The 11,110-nt window shown below is 41.7% G+C and carries 8 protein-coding genes and 2 riboswitches; all 8 genes read left to right on the top strand.

Annotation, left to right across the window (positions count from 1 at the left end; translation table 11 throughout):
- Positions 1–11: 11 nt before the first annotated feature.
- The 8 genes from bioB to CDZ94_RS10555 all read left to right on the top strand — a co-directional run bounded on the left by bioB (position 12) and on the right by CDZ94_RS10555 (position 11,108).
- On the top strand, positions 12–1,019 hold the full coding sequence (gene bioB, locus CDZ94_RS10590) for a biotin synthase BioB (protein WP_096436842.1): 1,008 nt from the start codon (positions 12–14) through the stop codon (positions 1,017–1,019).
- A gap of 79 nt (positions 1,020–1,098) precedes the next feature.
- Positions 1,099–1,307: riboswitch (cobalamin riboswitch) on the top strand.
- 262 nt (positions 1,308–1,569) lie between these two features.
- Positions 1,570–2,112, top strand: coding sequence for a cob(I)yrinic acid a,c-diamide adenosyltransferase (locus CDZ94_RS10585; protein WP_096436840.1), 543 nt, complete (start codon positions 1,570–1,572; stop codon positions 2,110–2,112).
- A 326-nt stretch (positions 2,113–2,438) separates the two neighbouring features.
- A complete protein-coding gene (locus CDZ94_RS10580; protein WP_096436838.1) occupies positions 2,439–3,812 on the top strand; it encodes a cobyrinic acid a,c-diamide synthase CobB in 1,374 nt (457 codons plus the stop codon).
- A complete protein-coding gene (locus tag CDZ94_RS10575; RefSeq protein WP_096436836.1) occupies positions 3,805–5,310 on the top strand; it encodes a cobyric acid synthase in 1,506 nt (501 codons plus the stop codon). Before CDZ94_RS10580 ends, CDZ94_RS10575 begins: the two co-directional genes overlap by 8 nt.
- Positions 5,291–6,373, top strand: a complete 1,083-nt coding sequence (gene cobT / locus CDZ94_RS10570) for a nicotinate-nucleotide--dimethylbenzimidazole phosphoribosyltransferase (RefSeq protein WP_198520804.1) — start codon at positions 5,291–5,293, stop codon at positions 6,371–6,373. The genes CDZ94_RS10575 and cobT overlap by 20 nt, the downstream gene beginning before the upstream one ends.
- Positions 6,374–6,669: 296 nt before the next feature.
- Positions 6,670–6,781: riboswitch (SAM riboswitch) on the top strand.
- 88 nt (positions 6,782–6,869) lie between these two features.
- On the top strand, positions 6,870–7,994 hold the full coding sequence (locus tag CDZ94_RS10565; RefSeq protein ID WP_425352534.1) for a methionine biosynthesis PLP-dependent protein: 1,125 nt from the start codon (positions 6,870–6,872) through the stop codon (positions 7,992–7,994).
- Positions 7,987–9,183 (top strand): cystathionine beta-lyase, encoded by a 1,197-nt coding sequence (metC, locus tag CDZ94_RS10560; RefSeq protein WP_096436834.1) that lies wholly within the window; start codon positions 7,987–7,989, stop codon positions 9,181–9,183. The genes CDZ94_RS10565 and metC overlap by 8 nt, the downstream gene beginning before the upstream one ends.
- A 77-nt stretch (positions 9,184–9,260) precedes the next feature.
- Positions 9,261–11,108 carry a bifunctional homocysteine S-methyltransferase/methylenetetrahydrofolate reductase gene (locus CDZ94_RS10555; RefSeq protein ID WP_096436832.1) on the top strand — a complete coding sequence of 616 codons (1,848 nt, stop codon included), beginning with the start codon at positions 9,261–9,263 and terminating at the stop codon, positions 11,106–11,108.
- Positions 11,109–11,110: the final 2 nt, after the last annotated feature.

Raw genomic sequence — 11,110 nt, 5'->3', positions numbered from 1 at the left:
GAGGACTGAACATGAACCAATGGATGGAACTTGCAGACCGTGTATTAGATGGACAGGAACTTACGAATACAGAGGCACTATCAATAATAGAGAGTCCGGACGATGAAATATTACCTTTATTGCATGCGGCTTTTCAAATTCGCAAGCGTTATTTTGGAAAAAAAGTAAAGCTGAACATGATTATGAATGCAAAGTCAGGTCTTTGTCCGGAAAATTGCGGCTATTGCTCTCAATCTTCCATTGCAGAAGTACCTATTGAATCCTACAGAATGGTTAAGAAGGATATGCTTCTTGAAGGGGCGAAAAGAGCCTATGATTTAAATATCGGAACGTATTGTATTGTGGCAAGTGGCAGAGGTCCTTCAAATCGTGAGGTTGATCAAGTTGTCGATGCAGTAAAGGAAATTAAAGACACATATGGGATGAAAATTTGTGCTTGTCTAGGGATATTAAAGCCAGAGCAAGCGAAGCGGTTAAAAGATGCAGGTGTGGATCGTTATAATCATAATTTAAACACAGCAGAAACGAACCACGATAATATTACAACTTCACATACGTATGGTGACCGAGTCAATACGGTTGAAGTTGCGAAGGAATCGGGGATGTCCCCATGTTCAGGTGTCATCGTCGGCATGAAAGAAACAAAGCAAGAAGTTGTTGACGTTGCGCATAGCTTAAGAGCACTTGATGCTGATTCAATTCCTGTGAACTTTTTACACGCCATCGATGGAACGCCGTTAGAGGGTGTTAAGGAGTTAAACCCGCTTTATTGTTTAAAAGTCCTAGCGTTATTCAGGTTTATTAACCCTACGAAAGAAATTAGAATTTCAGGTGGAAGGGAAGTCAATTTACGCACCTTACAACCGCTAGGCCTTTATGCAGCGAATTCCATTTTCGTTGGTGATTACTTAACGACAGAAGGTCAAGAAACAACCGACGACCACCAAATGTTACTTGACTTAGGATTTGAAGTCGAAACGGTTGATGAGATGAATGCTTCACTGTCGTTAAATCGATAACCGGTTAAAAATAAAACAAGACTTACATCTAGTGTTACGTTACAATTGAAGAAGACATACTTTTCATAATAAAAAATAAAACTTAATAAAACAAACAGGTGCCTATTTATATAGTTATAAAGGGGTAAAAGGGAAGCCGGTGTGAATCCGGCACGGTCCCGCCACTGTATTCGTTGAGCAAAGACTAATGAACGAGAGTCGAATCCACTGTGCTGATAAAGCATGGGAAGGGTTTAGCCATTGTGATGAAACGTAAGTCAGGAAACCTGCCTGTTTGTTTAGTAAGAATTCTTCGCGGAAAGAATGCTTAAAGAAAAAGATATGTGAAAAGGAAACCTTCAATGAAGTTAAGTGCCTATTAAGTTTTTTCCTTTTGACGGGCAATTTTATATCTTTTAAAGTATTTTAGCGTCTTTCTAATGAGGAAGATGTTTTTTTATGTTTGAAAAACGCTGATGTCGCACTTGTGCCCAGGGGTGAAAGCGTCCGCCTGTGGCGACTTCTAACTAAAGCCTTGAAAAATGAGAAATTTCTTTTACAGGAGGATACCATGACAGAAGATCAAAAAGGATTAACACTCGTTTATACTGGCCACGGCAAAGGAAAAACAACTTCCGCTCTAGGGCTGGCTCTACGTGCAACAGGTAGAGGACAATCAGTAAAAATCTATCAGTTTATCAAATCACCACAACGTTCTTACGGAGAACAAATCGCGCTAAAAAAACTTGGTGTCGATATGATTCAGCTTGGGATTGGTTTTACATGGACCAAAACCCCTGAGGAACACCGAGAAGCATTAAAGCAGGGCTGGCCAAAAGCAAAGGAAGCTGTGATGGGTGGGGAATACGATGTCGTCATCCTTGATGAATTGAACAATGCTTTAGCAATCAGCCAATTTCCGATCGATGACGTCTTACCATTAGATGAGGTCATTGACATGTTAAAAAATAAACCTCGTCATGTGCACCTTGTGATTACCGGAAGAGATGCAAAAGAAGAGATAAAAACGTTAGCAGACCTTGTGTCTGTTATTGAGGCTGAGAAGCATTATTATGATGAGGGGATTCCAGCGGTAAAAGGGATTGAGTTTTAGGGAATGTTCAAAAAATGCGGGAATCATAACCGTCCTGGAATAGGACCTCCTGCTAGTGCCGCGACGTCCTGTGGCGAACGCAGGAATCACCCCATCCTGGGAAAGCTCGCTATGTTGCTGCTCCAGTCCTCACGTATTAACTCGATAGGCTCCGGACTTCGCAGATGCCGTGCCTCGAACTTCTTGGTTTTGATTTTCCTCCTTTTGTACTTAGATTGGAGGCAATAAATCAGGGTCATCAACAATTCTTTAAATATACCAGTACTTTATCTATACAAGTCGATTTAAATGATACTTCGAACCTTTAAACATAGGGGGATTTTATTTTGTCAGAAAGAAGATTAGTCATAGCCGGGACCGGGAGTGGTGCCGGCAAGACGACAGTAACGATTGGGCTCATGTCAGCCTTTCAAAAGCAGGGTTACACGGTTCAGGGTTTTAAATGTGGACCGGATTATATCGATCCTACATACCATACGTCCGTAACAGGGCGTCGTTCGCGCAATTTAGATAGCTGGATGCTCTCACCAAGTGTAATGAAAGAGATATTACAGCGCGGGAGTGATGGAGCTGATATCTCAATCATTGAAGGGGTCATGGGCTTCTATGATGGTAAGGACCCGAAGTCAAACAAGGGAAGTACGGCAGAAATTAGTGTCATGACAGAAAGTCCGGTTATTTTAGTTGTTGACTGCTCAGGGGTAGCTCGTAGTGCGGCAGCTACTGTTAAAGGGTTTCAAGCATTATCTGATGAGGTTAACATTGTTGGGATTATTGCGAACCAAGTCGGAGGTGAAGGGCATTTTCAGTTAATCAAAGAAGCGGTTGAACAGGAATGTCAAATTCCGGTCGTAGGTTATTTGAGTAGAGAAACCGAGATTGAAATCCCTGAACGACACTTAGGTTTAATTCCTTCTATTGAAAGAGGGGAGCTGGATCCGTTTTTCGATAGATTAGGCGAGCTCGTGTCCCAAACCATTGACATGAATAAGCTGTATGACTTAGCAAAAACAAAAAAGCTCAACGTAGAGACGTCGCCCCTTTTCAAAAACAAACCGAATACAGGTGTGAAAATTGCCGTTGCCAGAGACCTCGCCTTTAACTTTTATTATCAGGAAAACTTAGAATTGCTAGAAGCTAATGGGGCAGAGCTGGTCTATTTTTCCCCGTTAAATGATGAACCGATTCCAGATTATATAGATGGCCTTTATTTAGGAGGAGGTTTTCCTGAAGAGTTTGCGGAGAAGCTAGCAAAGCAAGCAACGGTCAAAAGTTCAGTTAAAAAAGCCATTAGCCAGGGGATGCCGACCTTGGCGGAATGTGGTGGTTTTATGTTTATCTGTGATTCACTGATCACGGCAGACGGTCAAATCCATTCTATGGCAGGCGTCGTACCGGGTGTGATCCAAATGCAACAAAGGTTAGCGGCGATTGGTTATCGTGAGGTTAGTGGTGAAACCGATAATTTCTTATTAAGAAGTGGTGATGATGCGAAGGGACACGAGTTTCATTATTCATCCTTTCACCCAAGACAAGAGGTCACCAATGCTTATGAAACAAAAGGTATGCGAGGCGTGCAAAAGGAAGGGTATCTGAGCGGGAATTTAGTCGCGGGCTATACACATTTACATTTTGCTTCGTGCCCTGCCATTGTTGAGAATTGGATTGAAAAATGTATGGAGTGGAAATCTCATGACTAAAGCGGTTCCATTAATGATACAAGGCACACATTCAGACGCTGGTAAAAGTGCTATTGTAACAGCGTTATGTCGAATTTTTAGCCAGGATGGTTATAAAACGGCCCCTTATAAATCTCAAAACATGGCTTTGAATTCTTATATTACTGTGGATGGGAAAGAAATCGGTCGTGCACAAGGTGTTCAAGCGGAAGCTGCTAGTATTGTTGCGACTACTGACATGAATCCGATTTTAATCAAGCCAACAGGTGAATATGAATCGCAAATTGTTGTTCACGGCAAACCCTATAAAAATATGAAAGCAGGAGTTTATCGAAAAAGCTTTTACGATCAAGGAAAGCAGCTCATCGAAGAGTCGTATGAAAGGTTATCCCACCAGTTTGACCGGATCGTCATTGAAGGCGCTGGGAGTCCAGCTGAAATTAACTTAAATGACCGAGAGCTTGTAAACATGAGTGTCGCTCGCATTACGAATGCGCCAGTTATTTTAGTCGGTGATATTGAAAAGGGTGGCGTTTTTGCCAGTTTAGTAGGTACGTTACAGCTGCTTGAGCCTGAAGATCGAAGAAGAGTTGTTGGCGTCATCATTAATAAGTTCAGAGGAGATGTTTCGTTATTACAACCTGGCCTTACATGGTTTGAAGAGTACACGGGTGTTCAAGTAATAGGTGTCGTGCCTTATATAGACAATTTAATGATCGAAGCAGAAGATTCCGTTGTTTTAGGCCGATACACATCGTCAACCGATGCTTCTAAAGAAATCGACATTGCGGTCCTTAGGTATCCGCTGATCTCAAACTTTACCGATGTGGATCCTTTTTTTGAAGAGTCAGACTGTCATGTTCGGATTGTAAAGAATGCAGAAGAGCTTGGGGAACCTGATCTTCTCATTTTGCCGGGGAGTAAAAATACGATCAAAGACGTAACGTTTTTACATAATAGCGGATTAGCAAACCGCATTCTTGAATTGTCACAAAAAGACACCGTTCTTTTTGGTATTTGTGGCGGCTATCAAATGATGGGGAGCGTTATTGAGGACCCGCATGCAGTAGAGTCTCAAGTTCATCGAGCTGATGGTTTAGACCTTATTCCGCTACAAACTACAATAACAAATGAAAAAACAACCGTTTTGTCTGAAGGTACTGTCGCGTTTAGAAATGTTGAGATTGCCGTGTCAGGCTATGAAATCCATATGGGCGAATCCCAGGTTATAAATGAAGGAAAACCTTTTATTCAAATGGCTGAAAGAAGCGACGGAACAATAAGTGAGGATCAGCAAATCATTGGAACGTATTTTCATGGAATTTTCCATAATGACGAATTTCGAGAGGTCCTCCTTAATCAAATAAGGGCCCAGAAAGGGTTAGCACCGATAACGGGGAGGTATTCGTTCACGAAAAAACGAGAAGAAGCGTTTGATCGACTCGCGAATGTCGTACGAGAAAACATAAAACTAGAACAACTGAACGACATATTAATAGATGCAAAAGAAAGTAGGTAACGGTATCTTGTTAAAAATCATTGATGAAATTCCACCGGTAGATAAAGATGCTGGCAACGACATTCGATCGTATTTAAATACATTAACAAAACCTCAAGGGAGTTTAGGGAGGCTGGAAGAGCTTGTAATTCAGCTAGGAGAAATCACCGGGAGCCGTTTCCCCGAGGTATCACCACCAGGGATTATCGTATTTGCTGCCGATCATGGAATCGTATCGGAAGGAGTATCAGCCTATCCACAAGAAGTGACATCGCAAATGGTGGATAACTTTTTACATGGCGGTGCGGCGATTAATGTGCTTGCAAAGCAAATTGGTGCCAAGCTCGAAATTGTTGATATTGGTGTTGCCAGTACGATTGAAACAGAAGGGGTTATTTCAAGAAAAGTACGCAATGGAACTGAGAATTTCTTGAAAAAAGATGCGATGAGTAAAGAGGAAGCATTGACGGCTATTGGAGCGGGAATTGAGATATCTGAACAGTTTATTGATGACGGTGTAAAATACCTTATCTTAGGTGAAATGGGGATCGGGAATACAACGAGCAGTAGTGCTATTTTAGCTGCTCTTAGTCAGGTAGATATACACGAGGTTGTTGATGCAGGAGCGGGTATTTCTGCTGAACAAATGATACATAAACAAAGGATTATTAAACAAGCGATATTCAATCGTAATCCAAATCCAGAAGATCCATTGGACGTTCTCGTGAAGGTAGGTGGATTGGAGATTGCAGGGAAAGTTGGTGCGATACTAGGGGCAGCTATTCATAGGAAGCCTGTGTTAATCGATGGCTTTATTAGTACAGTTGCAGCACTATTAGCCTATAAATTATCTCCTCACGTGAAGGATTACATGATTATCGGCCACCAATCTGAGGAAAGAGGACATAAGCTTGCTTTAGATATGCTACAAATGAAGCCGATCTTAAACTTAAACTTAAGATTAGGAGAAGGAACAGGAGCCGCTCTTGCATTTCCTATACTAGAATCATCAACGAAAATCTTAAAAGAAATGGCAACCTTTTCGTCGGCGGGTGTTGCTGGTGCAAAGCAGCCCAGTGAATAGTCAATGTAACAGTTCTTTTGACATTGTTTCGGGGAATTAAAGGTGGCAATGTCCTTTTCGCGAAAATATAAAGTTTTTATTCTCAAATTACCGATAGAAAGCTTTAGAAATATCGATGGACGAACTTTCACTTATTAACAAATTTTAGATGTTTCAATGTCGGGCTTCAGACGTTTTACGCTTTTGAGTAGGAAAATGATCCTTATTAGTAAAAAATATTGGAAACAGTCTTGCAATCCAGAAAATTTTAAGGTAACGTAATTGAAAAGCGGAAAAACAACTTCATATTTTTTTCATTCTTATCTAGAGAGACGGAGGGATATGGCCCGACGAAGTCTCAGCAACCTGCCTCACAACAGAGGTCAGGTGCTAATTCCATCAAGTTCTTAAGAGCTTGGAAGATAAGGGGAAGCGATTCGAATACAAACCTTCTTCTTATTTTTGAAGAAGGTTTTTTGTTGTTTTAATTTTTAAAAAGAAAGGATGGGGGTTTTAAATGGATGTGCGACATGCTGAAACTAAGTTAGCACAAGTGGGAAATCGAAGTGAGATGACAACGGGTACAGTCAGTCCTCCAGTTTACTTTTCAACTGCCTATCGTCACAAAGGAATCGGACAGTCGACTGGTTTTGACTATACTCGGACGGGTAACCCCACCAGGGAATTAGTTGAGTGTGCCATAGCTGAGTTAGAAGAAGGAGAAAGAGGGTTTGCTTGCAGTTCAGGAATGGCAGCTATTCAAACGGTGCTGTACTTATTTTCTAAGGATGATGAAATGATCGTTTCACAAGATTTATACGGAGGAACATACCGATTGTTTGAACAAGGCTGGAAGCGCTGGGGCGTAAATTTTAATTATGTTGAAAGCAGTAATCCTGCAGACTGGGAGGAGCTGATCACTGAGAAGACAAAGGCACTATTTATAGAAACCCCGACAAATCCGCTTATGAATGAAGTTTCAATATCGAGTCTTGCAGACATTGCAAGACGTCACCAGCTATTGTTGATCGTTGATAACACTTTTTATACACCTCTAATTCAGAAACCTCTTCAAGAAGGGGCAGATATTGTGATTCATAGTGCGACGAAATATCTTGGCGGACATAATGATGTGTTAGCTGGACTTATTGTTGCCCATGGTAAAGAGCTTTGTGAGAACCTAGCGATGCTTCACAACAGTATCGGTGGGACATTAGCTCCATTTGATGCGTGGCTGTTAATGAGAGGGATGAAAACCCTCGCGCTCAGAATGGCTCAGCACGAGAGAAATGCCACAGCACTTGTTCCATTTCTTAACGACCAGCCAGAAGTGACGGATGTTCTTTATCCGGGGAGAGGAGGGATGGTGTCGTTTAGGCTACAGGATGAAGCTTGGATTGATCCGTTTTTGCAAAGCTTACAGTTAATTACCTTTGCAGAAAGTCTGGGGGGTGTAGAAAGTTTTATAACTTACCCAGCAACTCAAACACACGCAGAAATCCCTGAAGAAGTCAGAACCGCAAATGGTGTCTGTAACAGACTGTTACGTTTTTCTATTGGCATAGAGCATATCGGTGATTTAACCAGTGATTTGCAGCAATCTTTTGCAAGTTTAAGAAAGGCGGGTGTTTTTCATGAGTGATAAAGCCTATTCAATTCAAACGCGTCTCCTTCACAACAAGTATAAGGCTGATAGACAAACGGGGGCGGTTAGTGTTCCGGTTCAGCATGCTTCAACCTTTCATCAATTTCAGTTTGATACATTCGGTAAATACGATTATGGACGCTCTGGGAATCCGACAAGGGAAGTGTTAGAAGATACGATAGCTGAACTTGAAAGTGGCTATAAAGGGTTTGCTTTTGCGTCAGGCATGGCAGCGATCTCTACAGTTCTGACGATGTTAAACAAAGGTGATCATATTTTAATTACAAATGATGTCTACGGAGGTACGTATCGGTTATTAACGGAGGTTCTTTATAAATTTGGAATTGACTACACCTTCGTTGACATGACCGATATGCAGCAAGTCGCAGTAAATATCAAGCCGAATACGCGCCTGATTTATATCGAAACGCCATCGAATCCTTTATTAAAAGTAACCGACCTTCAAGGCGTCGCAAAGCTCGCGAAAGCGAACGGTTGTTTAACAGTGGTAGATAATACGTTTTTAACACCTGTGTTACAACGTCCCCTCGAGCTTGGAGCAGATATTGTCATTCATAGTGCAACAAAATTTATTGCAGGACATAGCGATGTCATCGCAGGTCTTGTCGTCGTTAAATCAGAGGAAATAGCAGAACAGATCGGCTTTTTGCAAAACTCTCTCGGCTCTGTATTAGGAGCTCAAGATTGCTGGCTTGTCTTAAGAGGGCTAAAAACGTTGCAAGTACGCTTAGAGCAATCTTCAGCTACAGCTTTTAAACTAGCTCAGTGGCTCGAAAGCCGAAATGAGGTAACACAGGTGTTTTATCCAGGGCTTACCTACCACCCAGGTAAGCCAATTCAAACCATTCAAGCTTCAGGGTATGGTGCCGTTTTATCTTTTGAGCTTGAAGATAAAGAAGCAGTGAAAGTATTTGTAGAGAAGGTGGAGATTCCGGTTTTTGCCGTAAGCCTTGGTGCGGTTGAGTCCATTTTATCTTACCCTGCAACAATGTCTCATGCTGCGATGAACAAGTCAGAACGAGAATCACGTGGTATTACAGACGGCTTATTACGATTGTCGGTCGGCCTTGAACGGTATGAAGATATAGTAAATGATTTTTCGACAGCTTTACATTGGGCAGGGAAAGTAAAAGGTAAGGAAATACCTTTAGCAAATATAAAATAATCGTGATTCTAGACAGAATGAAAAAAATCCGGTGGCTATGTTTTAGCAAAACATGATGATAGAAATGAGGTGTGAGGATGGGTTTTTTGCAAGAGTTAGAGAAAAAGATTTTAATCGGAGACGGAGCAATGGGTACATTGTTGTATGCTCATGGCGTGGATCGTTGCTTTGAAGAACTTAATTTAACGCATGATGAGCAAATTAGCCAAATCCACCGAGCTTACATTCGGGCAGGTGCGGATTTAATACAGACAAATACGTATGGAGCAAATTATGAGAAGCTATCAAGATACGGCTTGGAGGATTCTGTTCAAGCGATTAACCGAGCCGCTGTAAAAATAGCAAAGAAAGCTGCTGAAGATCAAGCGTATATTCTTGGGACCATTGGTGGAATTCGAAGTATTAAAAAGACCGATCTATCAGTAAAAGAAATTACAAGAGGGTTTCGTGAACAGCTGCATAGCTTGCTTCATGAAGGGGTAGATGGGATTCTCTTAGAAACGTATTATGATTTAGAAGAATTGTTAGCGGTACTTAACATTGTCAAAAATGAGACAGCACTTCCTGTCATTGCACAGCTTTCTCTTCATGAAGCAGGAGTCGTTCAAGGGGGGCATACAGTTGCAAAAGCATTAGACACGATATACGATGCTGGGGCAGATATCGCTGGATTAAATTGCCGCTTAGGGCCGCACCATATGATTCAATCATTTGAAGAAGTTCCCTTGCATGAATCACGCTTTCTTTCTGGCTATCCAAATGCAAGCCTTCCCGATTACAAGGATGGCAGGCTCGTTTATGATTCAAATGCAGATTATTTTCAAAAAAGCGCGGAAGCTCTTCGAAAACAAGGTGTTCGCTTGATTGGTGGCTGCTGCGGAACGACTCCGGAACATATAGAAGCGATTGCTAAAGCCGTAAAGCATACGACACCTGTGACTGAAAAAACAATTAAAACAAAGGGTGTAACAAATGTGGTCGTCGCTAAAGAACGAGAGCAGCATTTACATGAACTTGTTGAGGAAAAAAAGTCGGTCATCGTTGAGCTTGATCCCCCAAGAAAGCTCGAATTTGATCGTTATTTAAAAGGGACAGAGGCATTAAAAAAGTCAGGTGTAGATGCAATTACTCTTGCGGACAATTCATTAGCTTCACCAAGAGTATGTAATATGGCGCTTGGGGGTATGGTTCAATCAAGAGGCGTGCGTCCACTGATTCATATAACTTGCCGTGATCGGAACCTCATCGGTCTTCAGTCGCACTTGATGGGATTGCATGCGCTCGGTATGAGTCAAGTTCTGGCGGTAACAGGTGATCCGACGAAGGTAGGTGATTTTCCTGGTGCTACCTCTGTGTATGATTTGTCATCCTTTGAATTGATTCATTTAATTAAGCAGCTTAATGAAGGGATTTCCTTCTCTGGAAAATCGATCGGTCAGCAATGTACGTTCTCTGTGGCAGCCGCGTTTAACCCAAACGTGAAGTCATTAGATAAAGCAGTACAACGCTTAGAACGTAAAATCAACTCAGGTGCCGATTACTTCATCACCCAGCCAGTATACAGTGAAGAGAAAATTATTGAGGTTTATGAAGCAACAAAGCACCTTCCAGTTCCGATTTACCTTGGAGTGATGCCGTTGACGAGTGGTAGAAATGCGGAGTTTCTACACCATGAAGTACCGGGGATTAAGCTGACAGACGAAATACGTACGAGAATGCATGCATGCGAGGAGGACCGTTTGCAAGGTGAACGTGAAGGAATTGCCATCTCAAAATCATTAATTGATACTGCTGTTCAATATTTCGATGGTATTTATTTAATTACACCATTTTTAAGGTATGAAATGACTGTACAATTAACCGAATATATCAACATGAAAACAGGGCGACGATTCACTCAGCCTGTAGGAAGTATCAATATTTAGGA

It is taken from the genome of Alteribacter populi (genome assembly GCF_002352765.1).
Classification (GTDB): Bacteria; Bacillota; Bacilli; order Bacillales; family Salisediminibacteriaceae; genus Alteribacter; species Alteribacter populi.
This window is presented reverse-complemented; position numbering and strand designations above follow the sequence as displayed.

Coding starts and splice junctions, on each gene's coding strand:
- CDZ94_RS10575 (WP_096436836.1), top strand. CDS start 3,805: ATGACTAAAGCGGTTCCATTAATGATACAAGGCACACATTCAGACGCT.
- metC (WP_096436834.1), top strand. CDS start 7,987: ATGAGTGATAAAGCCTATTCAATTCAAACGCGTCTCCTTCACAACAAG.
- CDZ94_RS10555 (WP_096436832.1), top strand. CDS start 9,261: ATGGGTTTTTTGCAAGAGTTAGAGAAAAAGATTTTAATCGGAGACGGA.
- CDZ94_RS10585 (WP_096436840.1), top strand. CDS start 1,570: ATGACAGAAGATCAAAAAGGATTAACACTCGTTTATACTGGCCACGGC.
- CDZ94_RS10565 (WP_425352534.1), top strand. CDS start 6,870: ATGGATGTGCGACATGCTGAAACTAAGTTAGCACAAGTGGGAAATCGA.
- cobT (WP_198520804.1), top strand. CDS start 5,291: ATGCAAAAGAAAGTAGGTAACGGTATCTTGTTAAAAATCATTGATGAA.
- bioB (WP_096436842.1), top strand. CDS start 12: ATGAACCAATGGATGGAACTTGCAGACCGTGTATTAGATGGACAGGAA.